The organism is Streptomyces alanosinicus, from assembly GCF_014650595.1.
Classification (GTDB): domain Bacteria; phylum Actinomycetota; class Actinomycetes; order Streptomycetales; family Streptomycetaceae; genus Streptomyces; species Streptomyces alanosinicus.
This window is the reverse complement of sequence record NZ_BMVG01000001.1, coordinates 536,836-550,664: the sequence shown is the minus strand read 5'-3', so window position 1 is coordinate 550,664 and position 13,829 is coordinate 536,836. Positions and strand designations below refer to the sequence as shown.

15 protein-coding genes and 1 pseudogene are annotated in these 13,829 nt (G+C 72.4%); 7 read left to right on the top strand and 9 right to left on the bottom strand.

Features of this window, described 5'->3' with window-relative positions:
- Positions 1–65: 65 nt before the first annotated feature.
- Entirely contained in the window at positions 66–965 is a 900-nt protein-coding gene (locus IE277_RS02500; RefSeq protein WP_189948040.1) for a ketopantoate reductase family protein, read from the bottom strand.
- A 93-nt stretch (positions 966–1,058) separates the two neighbouring features.
- On the opposite strand from IE277_RS02500, the gene IE277_RS02495 reads away from it, so the two are divergent.
- Together IE277_RS02495 and IE277_RS02490 are read left to right on the top strand one after the other, a co-directional pair.
- Positions 1,059–1,319: a DUF2277 domain-containing protein gene (locus tag IE277_RS02495; protein WP_189948039.1), complete on the top strand. Its 261-nt coding sequence runs from the start codon at positions 1,059–1,061 to the stop codon at positions 1,317–1,319.
- Between the two features lie 107 nt (positions 1,320–1,426).
- Complete coding sequence (locus tag IE277_RS02490) at positions 1,427–1,882, top strand: DoxX family protein (protein ID WP_189948037.1); 456 nt, start codon at positions 1,427–1,429, stop codon at positions 1,880–1,882.
- A 65-nt stretch (positions 1,883–1,947) separates the two neighbouring features.
- On the opposite strand, the gene IE277_RS02485 is transcribed toward IE277_RS02490, so the two are convergent.
- Complete coding sequence (locus IE277_RS02485) at positions 1,948–2,481, bottom strand: superoxide dismutase family protein (RefSeq protein ID WP_189948035.1); 534 nt, start codon at positions 2,479–2,481, stop codon at positions 1,948–1,950.
- A gap of 287 nt (positions 2,482–2,768) precedes the next feature.
- On the opposite strand from IE277_RS02485, the gene IE277_RS02480 reads away from it, so the two are divergent.
- Positions 2,769–3,380, top strand: coding sequence for a DedA family protein (locus tag IE277_RS02480; RefSeq protein WP_189948034.1), 612 nt, complete (start codon positions 2,769–2,771; stop codon positions 3,378–3,380).
- Positions 3,381–3,420: 40 nt separating this feature from the next.
- Here the strand turns inward: IE277_RS02480 and IE277_RS02475 are convergent.
- Positions 3,421–3,756, bottom strand: a pseudogene (locus IE277_RS02475) (GmrSD restriction endonuclease domain-containing protein); the annotation flags it as partial.
- A gap of 311 nt (positions 3,757–4,067) precedes the next feature.
- Here IE277_RS02475 and IE277_RS02470 point away from each other — a divergent pair.
- Positions 4,068–4,649: a TMEM165/GDT1 family protein gene (locus tag IE277_RS02470; protein WP_189948032.1), complete on the top strand. Its 582-nt coding sequence runs from the start codon at positions 4,068–4,070 to the stop codon at positions 4,647–4,649.
- A gap of 192 nt (positions 4,650–4,841) precedes the next feature.
- Positions 4,842–5,510 (top strand): HAD family hydrolase, encoded by a 669-nt coding sequence (locus IE277_RS02465; protein ID WP_189948030.1) that lies wholly within the window; start codon positions 4,842–4,844, stop codon positions 5,508–5,510.
- A 9-nt stretch (positions 5,511–5,519) separates the two neighbouring features.
- Here IE277_RS02465 and IE277_RS02460 read toward each other — a convergent pair whose 3' ends face one another.
- Complete coding sequence (locus tag IE277_RS02460) at positions 5,520–6,596, bottom strand: peptidoglycan-binding domain-containing protein (protein ID WP_189948028.1); 1,077 nt, start codon at positions 6,594–6,596, stop codon at positions 5,520–5,522.
- Between the two features lie 142 nt (positions 6,597–6,738).
- Here IE277_RS02460 and IE277_RS02455 point away from each other — a divergent pair, with 142 nt between their 5' ends.
- Positions 6,739–8,778 (top strand): MDR family MFS transporter, encoded by a 2,040-nt coding sequence (locus tag IE277_RS02455; RefSeq protein ID WP_189948026.1) that lies wholly within the window; start codon positions 6,739–6,741, stop codon positions 8,776–8,778.
- On the opposite strand, the gene IE277_RS02450 is transcribed toward IE277_RS02455, so the two are convergent.
- Positions 8,771–9,271: a GNAT family N-acetyltransferase gene (locus tag IE277_RS02450; RefSeq protein ID WP_189948024.1), complete on the bottom strand. Its 501-nt coding sequence runs from the start codon at positions 9,269–9,271 to the stop codon at positions 8,771–8,773. The genes IE277_RS02455 and IE277_RS02450 overlap by 8 nt on opposite strands.
- A complete protein-coding gene (locus IE277_RS02445; protein WP_189948022.1) occupies positions 9,268–9,720 on the bottom strand; it encodes a DnaJ family domain-containing protein in 453 nt (150 codons plus the stop codon). Before IE277_RS02445 ends, IE277_RS02450 begins: the two co-directional genes overlap by 4 nt.
- Positions 9,721–9,844: 124 nt before the next feature.
- On the opposite strand from IE277_RS02445, the gene IE277_RS02440 reads away from it, so the two are divergent.
- The gene (locus tag IE277_RS02440) at positions 9,845–10,237 is read left to right on the top strand and encodes an FHA domain-containing protein (RefSeq protein WP_189948020.1); all 393 of its coding nucleotides are present in this window, start codon (positions 9,845–9,847) and stop codon (positions 10,235–10,237) included.
- Between the two features lie 29 nt (positions 10,238–10,266).
- On the opposite strand, the gene IE277_RS02435 is transcribed toward IE277_RS02440, so the two are convergent.
- The 3 genes from IE277_RS02435 to proP form a co-directional block, all read right to left on the bottom strand.
- Entirely contained in the window at positions 10,267–10,938 is a 672-nt protein-coding gene (locus tag IE277_RS02435) for an O-methyltransferase (RefSeq protein WP_189948018.1), read from the bottom strand.
- Between the two features lie 48 nt (positions 10,939–10,986).
- Positions 10,987–12,138, bottom strand: a complete 1,152-nt coding sequence (locus IE277_RS02430; protein WP_229880510.1) for a DUF2330 domain-containing protein — start codon at positions 12,136–12,138, stop codon at positions 10,987–10,989.
- 65 nt (positions 12,139–12,203) lie between these two features.
- Complete coding sequence (proP, locus tag IE277_RS02425) at positions 12,204–13,580, bottom strand: glycine betaine/L-proline transporter ProP (RefSeq protein WP_189948016.1); 1,377 nt, start codon at positions 13,578–13,580, stop codon at positions 12,204–12,206.
- Between the last annotated feature and the right edge of the window lie 249 nt (positions 13,581–13,829).

The window sequence follows — 13,829 nt, the reverse complement described above, 5'->3', positions numbered from 1 at the left end:
GGGCCGGGGGGAGGTTCAGCCGAACGGGTGACCGGCGGGCCGATGAGGCCCGCCGGCGGGCGTGTTCAGTGGCCGGCGGCCCGCAGTTCGCTCATCAGGCGGGCCGTCACCGGCACCGGTACGCCGTGCAGGCCGGCCGCGCGCAGCAGCGCCCCGCCGATGGCGTCGAGTTCGAGCGGGCGGCCCGCCTCGGCGTCGCGCTGCATGGACGACTTGGCGGCGGGCGCGAAGGCGTCGTACCGGGCCAGGGCCTGGGCCGGGTCGGCGGGGGCGCCGCAGGCGCGGCTGACGGCCGCGGTCTCGGCGACCAGGGACTGGAGTTCCGTGCGGTGCCGGGTGCGGACGTCGCCGAGGGGGAGGCCGTACCGCGTGGTCAGCAGGGCGAACGGGGCGAGGAAGGCCATCTTGGCCCACAGGGCCGCCGTCTCGTCCCCGAGGACGCGGGCCGTCACACCGGCGGACGTGAGGGTGGCGGCCAGTTCGTCGAGGCGGGGGCGCGGGACGGCGTCGCCGGTGAGGTCGATCTCCGTGAACGGGCTGCCGTGCTCGATCACGCCCGGGGCGAGACGGGTGGACTCCACGCGGATCACGGCCGGTGCCACCCGGTCCGGGCGGAAGCGGTCACGCAGGGCCGCGGGGTGCTCGACGCCGTTCAGGAGCGGTACGACGAGGGCGTCGCCCAGGGCCGTGGGCGGGACGCGGGTGAGGGCGGCGTCCAGGGCGGTGTGCTTGACGGTGATCAGACAGGCGTCCACCGGTTCGCGCAACTCGGTGTCCGCCTCGACGGGGGCCGTGAACTCGCCGAACTGGCGGCTGCGGACCCGGATGCCGCTGCCGCGCAGGGCGTCGGCGGTCTCCTCGCGGGCCAGGCAGATGACGCGGTGGCCGGAGCGGGAGAGCAGGGCGGCGAGGAGGCCGCCGGTGCCGCCGGGGCCGAGGATGGCCACGGTGTGCTTGGTCGCCATGAGGCTGTTCCCTTCGTCGGTCGGCCCCGGGGATCGGTGGCCGCCTTCTCCGTGATCGTCGCACCGGGGCCCGGGCTGCGTGAGACTGGGGGCATGTGCCGGAGCATCAAGACACTGCGTCCGCCCGTGCTGCCCGACGAGGCCACGGACGAGGACATCCACGCCGCCGCGCTGCAGTACGTGCGGAAGGTCTCGGGATTCCGGGCACCTGCCGCGCACAACCGTGAGGTCTTCGACCGCGCGGTGGCCGCGGTGGCCGAGGCCACGGCCGAGCTTCTCGGCGGGCTGGAGGTGCGGGGGCGGTCCACGCGGAGCGCCGTCCTCCACAATGTTGAACTTGCAAGTAATGATTAGGTAGCCCTAACCTGGTCTCTCATTCGGTACCGCCGCCCCCATGACCGGCCCTGTGCACCACACGTCCCCGGCCGGCCCGACCGACACCGAAGAGGAGAACCATCCCCATGACCGCACGTCTCAACTCCGCTCAGCCCTACGCCCTCGGGCTCTTCCGCATCGTCGTAGGCCTGCTCTTCGCCGTGCACGGCGCCGCGTCCCTCTTCGGTGTGCTCGGCGGCGCCGTCGGCACCCAGGGCGGCACGATCCCGGCCGGCACCTGGCCCGGCTGGTACGCGGCCGTGATCCAGCTGGTCGCCGGCGCTCTGGTGCTTCTCGGCCTCGGCACCCGCGGCGCCGCGCTGATCGCCTCGGGCTCGATGGCGTACGCCTACTTCGACGTCCACCAGCAGGCCGCGCTGTGGCCCATCCAGAACGGCGGCGAGCTGTCGGTCCTGTTCTGCTGGGCGTTCCTCCTGCTGGTCTTCACCGGTTCCGGCGCCTTCGGCCTCGACCGGCTCTTCGCCCGGCGCACCACCGAGGGTGACAGGACCGCCGCCGAGCAGGCCCCGATAGCGGCCTGACGCACCCGGCGCTCTTCCCCGTCACGAGGGGAAGGGCGCCGCCGTGGACGCGTGCTGTCGCGTGTCTACGAGGTCTCGCCGAAGGGCACGGTGAAGCAGGCCACCCGGCTGCCCTTCATACCGGGCTCGCTGTGGATCACCACCGAGGAGGCCTCGCCCTTGCGGAAGGTCCAGGTGTGCTGGGCGGTGGCCATGCCCCCGCCGTGGCTGTCGGACTTGAAGTCCAGCCAGACCTCGTTCGCCGCGTTGACGTGGGTGGAGTCCGTGCCGGCCTTGTCCTGGTAGTGCGAGCCGGCGGCGGCCGGGTCGGCGCCGCAGGCCTTCTGATGGACGTGCACCCCGAAGAGGTGGCCGGCCTTGATGCCGGTCACCCGTACCTGGACGGTGGTGGCGCCGTTGCGCTGGGTCTGTTGGCGGACCCGGATCCAGGTGCCCGACGGGACGAGGCTCTGGTTGTACGTCACCGCCTTCGACGACACGGACGCGTTCGGTGGGGCGAACTCGCCGACGGTCTCCAGGGAGGAGACGCCGGGAGCGGTTGCGCTCCCGGTCGCGAACAGGGCTGCGGCGAGGGCGCCCGCGTAGACGGCTGCGACCATGATGTGCACCTTTTTCTCTGCTCGTATGCGCCGTTTCATTCGGATCTGGGCCCCGTCGGCGTGGACAGGGCTTTCCTCGTTGCTACGGGACGCGTGACGGCCCCGCAGGCCGGGGCGTGCCATCCGGGTGAAAGTGCGCCGTCCGGGTGAGAGTGCGCCATTCGGGGGAGTACGGCCCTCGGGCAGGCCCCATGAGTCCTACGAGCCCCCTGAGACCCCCGAGACTCTCCTGTCACATCCCCCGCGTACGCTGTATGGCTGTCAACGGGGGAGTGACGGGAGTCGTCGTGTTGGAGAGTCTGGGGGCGCTGGCCACCGGACCGTGGATCTATGCCGCGGTGGTCGTGTCGGTACTGCTCGACGTGTTCGTGCCGGTGCTGCCGAGCGGCGTGCTGGTCATCACGGCGGGTACGGCAGCGGCGGCGGGGACGGGAGCGGCGACCGGCCGGGTCACGCACTCCGTGCCCGACCTGCTGGTGCTGATCCTGTCCGCGGCGACCGCCTCGGTCCTCGGCGATCTCGTGGCCTACCGGCTGGCCTGGCGGGGCGGAGCGCGGCTGGACCGGGCGATAGCCCGCTCCCGGCGGCTGACCACCGCGCAGGAACGTCTCGGTGACGCGCTGGCCCACGGCGGTGGCGCGCTGGTCGTGCTCGCCCGCTTCGCCCCCGCCGGCCGCTCGGTCGTCTCCTTCTGCGCCGGCGCCGCGCATCGCCGCGCCCGCGAGTTCGTCCCGTGGTCCGCGCTGGCCGGTCTGTCCTGGGCCGCGTACAGCGTCGCCCTCGGCTACTACGGCGCGCAGTGGCTCGGCGCGACATGGCTCGCCACGGCCGTCTCGCTCGCGGCGCTCTTCGGCGCGGGCGCGCTAGCGGGATATCTGATGCGCCGCCGCCCGGCGTGACACCGGACGGCGCCCGGGGCCCCGCCTGGCGGGGCAGGGGTCAGCAGCTCGCGAGGTCCTTCGTCAGGGCCGTCTTCTCGGCTGAGTCGACCGAGAGGTCGTAGTAGTACTTGACCTGCACCCAGGCGCGGACGTACGTGCAGACGTAGGCGGACCGGGACGGGACCCAGGTCGACGGGTCCTGGTCGCCCTTGGCCTGGTTCACGTGGTCGGTGACGGCGAGGAGCTGCGGGCGGGTGACGTCGTCGGCGAAGGCCTGCCGCTGGGCGGTGGTCCACTTGCTCGCGCCGGAGTCCCAGGCCTCGGCCGGCGGGACGAGATGGTCGATGCCGACGTCGGAGGCGGCGGTCCAGGTCGCGCCGTCGTACGGGGAGTCGAACAGGGCGGTGGAGGCTATGACGCCGGTAAGAGCGGCGAGCATGACAAAGCCACGGCCGAACTTTCACATCCCGTACGATGGGGAGCGCAGAAGGGGAGTAGCTCTTCGCCGGACCGTCGACATACTGCTCAGCCAGCCTGAGCCGGCGCCCGGAGGCGGCCTTGCGCGGGCCGCCGGCGAGACCTTCGGCAAGCAGTGCACGCCCGTGTCCCGTGACACCGGCGCCGAGTGCGCTGCCATGCCGAGGTGTCATCGCATCGCGTGATGTACCGCACTCTCGGTGGGCAGCCCCGACCGATTGAGGAACCTTGATCAGCATCACCGTGACGGCGCTCGTCTTCGGCGTCATCTTCCTCGCCGAACTGCCGGACAAGACCGCCCTCGCCGGCCTCGTCCTCGGCACCCGCTACCGCGCGAGCCATGTCTTCGCGGGCGTCGCCGCCGCCTTCCTGCTGCATGTCGTGCTGGCCGTCGCGGCCGGCAGCGTGCTGACCCTGCTGCCGCAGCAGATCGTGCACGCGATCACCGGTGTCCTCTTCCTCGGTGGCGCGGCCATGCTGATGCTGCAGAAGGGTGAGGACGAGGAGGAGATCAGGAAGCCCGCCGACCAGTCCTTCTGGAAGGTCGCGGGGACCGGCTTCACGCTGATCCTCGTCGCCGAGTTCGGCGATCTCACCCAGATCATGACCGCCAACCTCGCCGCCCGTTACGACGACCCCCTCTCCGTCGGCCTCGGCGCGACCCTCGGTCTGTGGGCCGTCGCCGGACTGGGCATCGTCGGTGGAAAGGCCCTGATGAAGAGGGTGCCGCTGCGGCTGATCACCCAGATCGCGGCGCTGCTGATGCTCGGGCTCGGGGTGTGGAGCCTGTACGAGGCGGTGGCAGGCTGAGGACGGCCGGCCGCGGCGAGCGGGGTGCGGCCGAGCTGAACGGCCGGTGAACCCTTCACGGGGGTGGTGGCGGGAATCGCCCGGGTTTTGTACCGTAGAGAAACAAAGTGGCTCCCGCCCGTTTACCCTGACCGGCGGGCGGGGCCGCCTTGTCCCCTTCGACCTGGGGTCTCTCCCTTCCTGGAGCTGCCGATGACGGCCACCGCCGCGCCCACCGTCCTGACCGCCCGTGCCCTTCTGCTCGACATGGACGGCACCCTCGTCAACTCGGACGCCGTCGTCGAGCGCATCTGGCGGCGCTGGGCCGACCGGCACGGGCTGGACGGCGACGAGGTGATGAAGGTCGTCCACGGCCGGCAGGGGCACGCCTCCATGGCCGTACTGCTGCCCGAGCGGCCCGTGGAGCAGAACCTCGCGGACAACGCCCGCATGCTGGCCGAGGAGACCGCCGACACCGACGGTGTGGTCGAGATCGCCGGTGCGAGCGCGTTCCTCGCCTCGCTGGCCGGTCTGCCGCATGCGCTGGTGACCTCCGCCGACGTCGCGCTGTCCACCGCGCGGATGAACGCCGCCGGGCTGCCGTTGCCGCGGGTGCGGGTCACCGCGGAGTCGGTCGGTGCCAGCAAGCCCGATCCCGAGGGCTTTCTGAAGGGCGCGGCCGAACTGGGTGTGGGTCCGGCCGACTGCGTGGTCTTCGAGGACTCCGGGGCCGGAATCGCGGCCGGGCGCTCCGCGGGGATGACGGTGGTGGGCGTCGGCCCCCGCGCCGGGCTGCACGATCCCGATGTGACCGTGCCCGACCTCACGCGGGTGCGGGTCGAGGCGACCGGCGACGGGGCGCTCCGGCTGCACATCGGCTGATCCAGGCGTTCACGGCTCGGACGTCTCCGACTCCAGGCTCGCGCGGGTCGCCGCTCCGTACACGCCCAGGGTGTCGTCCCCGATGCCGCGGGCCAGCTGGTAACTGCGAACGGCGTCCTCCACGGTGCGGGTGTAGACGCCGTCGACCCGGCCGTCGTAGAGGTCCAACTGCCATAGCCGCAGCTGGAGTTCGGCCACCTGGGGGCCGTGGTCGCCGCGGCGGAGCACCGGGGCGACGGCCGGGGTGGTGCGGCTGGCGGGGGACGTCGGCACGGACGGGGCGGGGGCGGGGGAGGCCCGGCGGGACGCGCCGGCGGACGGCGTCGTGGACGGCGTCGTGGACGGGGTCGGAGTCGGGGTCGGTGAGGCGGACGGTGTGGCCGGCGGGCTCGGCCGGGGCGCCGGAGCGGAAGGCGGCGGCACCGGTGTGCGGGACACGCCGGGGGAGGGGGGCGCCGTCGGTGACGTCGGGCCCGGCGCGCTCACGCTCACGTCCGGGACGCTCTCCCTGACCTCCTGGGCCATCGGCTCCCGGGACGGCGGGTGGTACGTGAACAGCCCGCTCGCGAACCCGGCGGCCGCCACGACCGCCGCGCCGGCGCCGGCGGCCGACAGCAGGACGGTGCGCCGGGACCGCCGCCGCGGCGGCTCACCGGCCGCGATCTCGGCGGGCGGCGGCGACGGGCGGGTCCGGGCGCCGTCGGACACCGGGCCGGTCCCGGCCGGTCTCCCGCCGCCGGGCGGCGCGCCACTCACGACCGGTATCGGAAAGGTCTCCTCGGCTGCCTCGGAGCGACGGCCGGCTGCCTCGGAGCGACGGCCGGCCACTTCGGAGCGAGGTTCGGTGACCCCGGAGTGAGGTTCGGTGACCCCGGAGTGAGGTTCGGTGGCCCCGGAGCGGGGTTCGGTGACCTCGACGTACGGGCGTATCCGCAGCGGATCGAAGTCCTCGGCCGCCGCCGCCTCGGCCGTGCGGGTCTCGCGCAGTGCCTCGGCGGCGCGCCGGGTGCAGTCGCAGGACGGGCTGCGGTCCGGTCCCCGTGGCGCCCCGCACTCCGGGCAGGTACGGCCCTCGGAATCACTCACGCGTTCGCCCTTCCCCCTCGCGAATCTCCGAGACTATGCGCACCTTCTTCACATCCGGCGCCGGAAACGCCGTACTCAACAGGCCATAAACGGTGACACCGACCACCATGGAGGGGGTGCATCCGAGCCCCGGGAGGTCTCCATGGCCCTGGACACGCACGGCACGGACAAGCAGGCGGCCGCCGCCGAGCACGTCTCCGGCAATGTGCTCGTCTCGATCGGCGCCCTGCTCCTCGGGCTGCTGCTCGCCGCGCTCGACCAGACGATCGTGTCGACCGCGCTGCCCACCATCGTCAGCGACCTCGGCGGTCTGGAGCATCTGTCCTGGGTGGTCACCGCCTATCTGCTGGCCTCGACCGCGGCGACCCCGCTGTGGGGCAAGCTCGGTGACCAGTACGGCCGGAAACGGCTGTTCCAGACCGCGATCGTGATCTTCCTCGTCGGTTCGGCGCTGTGCGGCATGGCGCAGAACATGGGCGAGCTGATCGGGTTCCGGGCGTTGCAGGGGCTGGGCGGCGGCGGGCTGATGGTGCTGTCCATGGCGATCGTCGGCGACCTTGTGCCGCCCCGCGAACGCGGCCGCTACCAGGGCCTGTTCGGGGCCGTGTTCGGCGCCACGAGCGTCCTGGGCCCGCTGCTCGGTGGGGTCTTCACCGAGCAGCTGAGCTGGCGCTGGGTGTTCTACGTCAATCTGCCGGTCGGTGTCGTCGCGCTCGCCGTGATCGCCACCGCCCTGCACATCCCGCGCCGCACCGCCCACCACGTCATCGACTACCTCGGCACCTTCCTGATCGCCGCCGTCGCCACCTGCCTGGTCCTGGTCGCCTCCCTCGGCGGGACCACCTGGGCCTGGGGCTCGGCGCAGATCATCGGGCTGGCGGTGCTGGGCGTGCTGCTCGCGGTGGCGTTCGTGGCCGTGGAACGCAGGGCCGCCGAACCGGTGCTGCCGCTGAAGCTGTTCCGCATCCGCACCTTCACCCTCTCCGCCGTGATCAGCTTCATCGTCGGGTTCGCGATGTTCGGCGCGATGACGTACCTGCCGACGTTCCTCCAGGTCGTGCACGGCATCTCGCCGACCCTGTCCGGGGTGCACATGCTGCCCATGGTGCTCGGCCTGCTGCTGTCCTCCACGATCTCCGGGCAGATCGTCAGCCGCACCGGCCGCTGGAAGGTCTTCCCGGTCACCGGCACCGCCGTCACCACCATCGGACTGCTCCTGCTGCACCGGCTCGACGAGCACAGCCCGACCGCCGAGATGAGCGTCTACTTCTTCGTGTTCGGTCTCGGGCTCGGCCTGGTCATGCAGGTCCTCGTCCTCATCGTGCAGAACGCGGTGTCGTACGAGGACCTGGGCGTCGCCACCTCCGGCGCGACCTTCTTCCGCTCCATCGGCGCCTCCTTCGGCGTGGCGATCTTCGGCACGGTCTTCGCGAGCCGTCTCGGCGACAAGCTCGCCGCCGCCTTCCGGGGCGTCCAGCTGCCGCACGGCGCCACGTCGGACGCCCTGAAGGCCGACCCGCGCGGCATCACCACCCTGCCGACCGCCCTGCGCCCCGCGGCCCTGCACGCGTACGCGTCCGCCATCACCGACGTCTTCCTGTACGCCGCGCCCGTCGCCGCACTCGGCTTTCTGCTGGCCTGGTTCCTGAAGGAGGACCGGCTGCGCGGCTCGGTCACCGCGCCGGACGCCTCCGAGACCATCCCGCCCAACCCCGTGCAGCGGTCCTCCTACGACGAGTGCAGCCGGGCCCTGTCCCTGCTCGGCACCCGCGAGGGCCGCCGCGAGGTGTACCGGACGATCACCGAGCGGGCCGGGTACGACCTGTTGCCCGCGGCCAGCTGGATGCTGCTGCGCATCCGCAAGTACGGCTCGATCGAGCCGGGCGTGCTCGCCGAGCGCAGCCCCGTCCCGCTCGACGTCGTCCTCGCCGCCGCCCGCCAGGTCGAGGAACGCCGCCTCGCCGAACGCCGGGGCCTGGAGCTGTACCTGACCGAATCCGGCCGCGAGGTGGCCGAGCGCCTCGCGGCGGCCCGCGAGGAGTCACTCGCCGAACTCCTCGGCGACTGGTGGCAGCCCGGCCGCACGACCGATCTGACGCAACTCGTCAAGGAACTCACCGGCGAACTGTGCGGCACCGAACGCGAGCGCCCGCACGACGGGTCGTCCACCAAGGTCAGCTGACCACCAGCTCCTTGCGGAACCAGTGCTCGGCGTAGGCCTCGTCGTTGTGCGGGCCGGTCTCCGTGTACCCGAGGCGGGCGTAGAGGGCGCGGGCCTCGGTCAGATCGCCGCGGGTGTCGAGGACCAGCCGGCGGGCACCGAGGCCGAGGGCGGCCTGCTCGGCCGCGCCGACGAGGAGCGCGGCACCGCCCCTGCCGCGCAGCCGCCCGGCCACGAACACCCGGGTCAGCTCGGCCGTGTCCGGGTCCAGCAGCCGTACGCCCGCCGAGCCGGCCGGCTCGCCGTCGTACCGTCCGACGAGCAACTGCCCGGTGGGCGGCGCGAGTTCGGCCCCGGTCGTGGCCGCGATCTCCCGCTCCAGCTCGGCGGGGTCGGTGCGCCGGCCCTCGTGCAGCAGGTACCAGCGGTCACTGACCTCTGTGTAGTACGCCCGCCACAGCGCGGCGGCCACCGGTGAGTCGTACGGTTCCGGGGCGATCGTCCACGTCGTCATGATTCCGGGGTGCCTGGGGTGCCTGGGGTGCCTGGGGTGCCCGTGGCGGCGGCCCGGCGTCGGCGCCAGGCGCGGACGACCTCCTCCACGTCGTACGGCTTCCTGCCCAGCGGGGGGCCGGGTGGCGGCTTGAACATCATGTCCTTGATCTTGACGTTGATGTCCTCGATGATCTTCCGTGCGATCCGCTCCGAGGGCGCCGCGTACGCCGCCTCCAGCGCGTCCTCGGCCTCCTTGCGCAGCGCGAGCGCGGGCGGCAGCACGGACAGGCCCTCGCGCGCCATCTTCCGTCTGATCCACCACAGTTCGTCGTAGGCGGAGTCGACCTCGACGGGCAGCGGCTCGCCCGCCCCCGGCAATCGCTCGAACTCACCGCGCCCCTGCGCGTCACGGATCTGCTTGTCCACCCACGAGTCGAACGGCACCCCTGGTGGCTTTCGCTCGGTCATGACTCCATTGTGCCCAAGACGGCGCGCGGCCGGGCGTTCTATCATGCGGCGGCGGCAGGTGATCCGGCCGCCGGGCAAGGACGTCGAGGGACGTCTGACGTGGAACGTCACAGGGGGAACACGCGTGCTCGAACTCACCATGGCCACCGTCTCCGGAGCGGACGCGGGTGCCACGGCCGGTATGGCCATGGCCGACGCACCGAGCGAACCGGGCGCCGTCCTCCGGCTCGGGCGGGACGCGTCCGCGTGCCGGCTGGTCACCCCGGACGACTGGCTGTTCGTCTCCCGGGTGCATCTGGAGTTCCGCTGCGGCCCGGACGGCGGCTGGCAGTTGACCTGGCTGCGCGGTTCCCAGGCCGAGCCGTCGTCCGAAGTCCGGCTGCTGCTCGGGGAGTACGAGCAGCCCCTCGGCTACGGCACGGCCGTAGCGCTGCCGCACGGCGGGTCCGGCGAGATCGTGATCCAGGACCGCACCGCGCCGCGCAGCGTCAACGTCGGCTTCTACCAGGAGGTTTGAGCCGCCACCCCCGTGTGACGGGGGTGGCTTCAGGCCAGTACGCGAGCCAGCGCGAAGCCGTCGTGGCCCTTGCCGCCGACCGTCTGGATCGCCGTGCCGGTCAGCCGCGGATGCGTGGCGATCATCTCGATCGCCGCGCGCGTGCCCAGGACGTCGGGGTCGGTGCTGCCCGCGTCGGTGACCCGGCCGCCGCGCACCACGTTGTCCAGCACGATCACGCTGCCGGTGCGGGTGAGCCGCAGCGCCCACTCCACGTAGTGCGCGTTGTTGGCCTTGTCGGCGTCGATGAACACCAGGTCGAACGGGGCCGGGTTCTCGTCCGCGAGCTTGGGCAGCGACTCCAGGGCTGGCCCCACCCGCACCTCCGCGATCCGGTCCAGGCCGGCTCGGGCGAGGTTGCGGGCCGCCACCTCCGCGTGCCTGGCGTCGTACTCCAGTGACACCAGCCTGCCGTCCTCGGGCAGGGCGCGGGCCAGCCAGATCGTGCTGTAACCGCCGAGTGTGCCGATCTCCAGGATGTGCCGCGCGCCCTGTACCTGGGCCAGCAGCTGGAGGAACTTGCCCTGCGCCGCCGTGACGGCGATCTGCGGCAGCCCGGCGGCGTCGTTCTCGCGCAGGGCCGCCTGCAGCGCCTCGTCGTCGGGCGCCAGCAGGCTGGTGAAGTAGTCGTCGACGTCGTCCCAGAGCTGGGAGTCGCTCATGCTCGTGTCGCCTTTCCCGAGTGTCTGCCCTTCCCGTACGACATCGTCTCAGCCGAGGGGCGCCGACGGGGTGACCGGCGGCGGGGGCTGCACGGGCGGCGGCGGGGTCACCGGCCGCCGGGAGCGCCGTACGACGACCACGGTGAAGGCGGTGCCGGCGGCCAGCAGGATGCCGCCGACCGTGAGCAGCCAGGCCGGGATGCCGCCGACCGTGAGCAGCCGGTCCTCGTAGTCCACCTGCTGGACCGGGGTGTCGGCGGCGGCCCGGACCAGCTCGTGGTCGCCGGAGATACGGGACGGCTCGGGGAACCGCTGGGTGAGCGCGGTCAGATACGGCGTGCGGGCGGCGAGCTTGCCGAGGGCGCCGCCGTGCGGGTGGACGCGGCCCGCGAAGAGCACGGTGGGCTGCAGGCCGCCGATCGCCGAGCGCGTCTGCATCCGGTGTGCGGCCAGGACGTACAGGCCGAGCGACTGCGGGAGGGAGGCGAGGCGGGACAGCCGCATCGGGTACACCGGGCGGTCCGAGGCGAAGGTGAGGTGGAGCGGATCCAGCGCGCCGTGCAGCGGGCCGGTGCTGCCGCCGGTGCCGGTGCCGGTGCCGGTGTCCGGGGCGAGGCGGACGGCCACGTACTCCCAGTGCCGGTCGACGTACGGCCGCAGGGCCGTCTTCAGCCGGGCGGGGAGGGAGAAGCCGTGGGTGTGCAGCCAGTCCTCCAGGGCGGCCGGGTCGGTGGCGGTCAGCCGGGCCACGTCGAAGGGGCCGAGCCGCTGGCGGTCGACGACACCGACGGCGGAGTCGGCGCCGGGTGCGGGGGCGTCGGCGGCGGAGTCATGGTCGTCGAAGGGCCAGTCGCCGTTGTACGGCCAGAAGTGGTAGCGCGTGCGGTGCACGGGGGCCGTGGCGGTGGCCAGCTGGTCGAAGAGGGCGGGGTCGCCGAGGCGGACGGCGGCGCGGTGCGGGACGGGCATGATCCAGGCGGCGTGCCGCGCGTCGCCGTTCACCGTCAGCCGCATCACGATCTGCTCCTGGCGGCCGTCCCAGCGCAGTACGGACTGCTCGTCGCTGACGGCTATCTCTCTCGCCGGGTCCGGCACCATCGCTCCGCATCCGCAGGCGTAGGCGGGCGCGACGAGCCAGCTCAGCTGGACGCCGAGCAGGGTGAGGACGAGGGTGAGGATGCGGGTGCGGGCGTTTTTCACAGGCCTACAGACGGCACCGCCGTGTTGATCGGTTCCGGTCAATCCGGCTGCCGACGGCACCGCGCCTACCGGCCCTCCACCGCCGGAGCGGAACCCGGCAGCGGACGCCCGGCCGACTCCGACATCCGCCACACGGCGAACCCGCCGATCACAGCCGCCGCCATCATGTAGTACGCGGGCATCATCATGTTCCCCGTCGCCCCGATCAGCGCGGTCACGACCAGCGGAGTCGTGCCGCCGAAGAGGGACACGGACACGTTGAAGCCGATGGACAGGGAGCCGTAACGGACCCGCGTCGGGAAGAGCGCGGGCAGCGCGGCCGGCATGGCCGCCGTGAAGCACACCAGCAGCAGCCCCAGCGCCCCCATGCCCAGCGCGACAGCGAGCAGGCTGCCCTGGCGGATCAGCAGCAGCGCCGGGACGGAGAGGAAGAGGAAGCCCGCGCAGCCCGCCGCGATCACCGGGCGCCGGCCGATCCGGTCGGTCAGCGCGCCCGCGAACGGCTGCACGATCATCATCAGCGCCATCACGCCCAGCACGACCAGCAGCCCGTGCGTCTCGTCGTACTTCAGCTCACTGGTGAGATAGCTCGGCATGTACGACAGCAGCATGTAGTCGGTGACGTTGAAGACCAGCACCAGGCCCATGCACAGCAGCAGCGCCTTCCACTGGCCCGTCACCATCTCGCGCAGCCCCGTCCTCGGCCGGGCCGCCTCCGCCTTCTCCACCTCGGCGGCGAACGCCGGGGTCTCCTCAAGGCGCATCCGCAGATAGAGACCGATGATGCCCATCGGGCCCGCGATCAGGAAGGGAACGCGCCAGCCCCAGGCCACCAGGTCGGCGGAGGACAGCAGGGCCGTCATCAGGGTGACCAGGCCCGCGCCGCCGATGTAGCCCGCCAGCGTGCCGAACTCCAGCCAGCTGCCGAAGAAGCCACGGCGCTTGTCGGGCGCGTACTCGGCGATGAAGGTCGAGGCGCCCGCGTACTCACCGCCGGTCGAGAACCCCTGCACCAGCCGCGCGGCGAGCAGCAGCAGCGGCGCGCCCACGCCGATCGTCGCGTACGACGGGATCAGGCCGATGGCGAACGTGCCCGCCGCCATCATGATCATGGTGAGGGCGAGCACCTTCTGGCGGCCCACGCGGTCGCCGAGCGGCCCGAAGACCATGCCGCCGAGCGGCCGGACCAGGAAGGCCGCCGCGAAGGCCCCGAACGTCGACAGCAGCTGTGCGGTCGGGTTGCCCGACGGGAAGAAGACCTTGCCCAGGGTGACCGCGATATAGCTGTAGACGCCGAAGTCGAACCACTCCATCGCGTTGCCGAGCGCCGCCGCCTTCACGGCGCGCTTGACCAGCGCGGGGTCGGTGACGGTGACCTCGGCGGGGGCCGGTGCGGCCTGCGAGGTCTTCGGGTGCGGGGAGACGGCTGCGGCGGTTGCCAAGACGGGCTCGCCTACCTTTCGACGGGGACAGGGGCACGGCCCGGGTCCGTGCGGCGGCGCTGCCGGGAAAACGGGCCGAAATAGACCATAGGGGCAGTTCGCCCGGTTACTGGATGTATGCGGTCAGCTGCGCAGTGCAGCTAAATGCTGCCTGTGCAGGTGCGTCTGCCCGCCTGGCGTACGGCATGCCGATGCCCCGCTGTGATGCTTCTCGCGCCACCGCTGTGGGACTCGATCTCTACGAGGGTG

What these genes read in the sequence shown, in the direction of transcription:
- IE277_RS02450 (WP_189948024.1), bottom strand. Translation starts at nt 9,271, where the DNA reads ATGACGACGTGGACGATCGCCCCGGAACCGTACGACTCACCGGTGGCC.
- IE277_RS02455 (WP_189948026.1), top strand. Translation starts at nt 6,739, where the DNA reads ATGGCCCTGGACACGCACGGCACGGACAAGCAGGCGGCCGCCGCCGAG.
- IE277_RS02500 (WP_189948040.1), bottom strand. Translation starts at nt 965, where the DNA reads ATGGCGACCAAGCACACCGTGGCCATCCTCGGCCCCGGCGGCACCGGC.
- IE277_RS02435 (WP_189948018.1), bottom strand. Translation starts at nt 10,938, where the DNA reads ATGAGCGACTCCCAGCTCTGGGACGACGTCGACGACTACTTCACCAGC.
- IE277_RS02495 (WP_189948039.1), top strand. Translation starts at nt 1,059, where the DNA reads ATGTGCCGGAGCATCAAGACACTGCGTCCGCCCGTGCTGCCCGACGAG.
- IE277_RS02490 (WP_189948037.1), top strand. Translation starts at nt 1,427, where the DNA reads ATGACCGCACGTCTCAACTCCGCTCAGCCCTACGCCCTCGGGCTCTTC.
- IE277_RS02465 (WP_189948030.1), top strand. Translation starts at nt 4,842, where the DNA reads ATGACGGCCACCGCCGCGCCCACCGTCCTGACCGCCCGTGCCCTTCTG.
- IE277_RS02445 (WP_189948022.1), bottom strand. Translation starts at nt 9,720, where the DNA reads ATGACCGAGCGAAAGCCACCAGGGGTGCCGTTCGACTCGTGGGTGGAC.
- IE277_RS02485 (WP_189948035.1), bottom strand. Translation starts at nt 2,481, where the DNA reads ATGGTCGCAGCCGTCTACGCGGGCGCCCTCGCCGCAGCCCTGTTCGCG.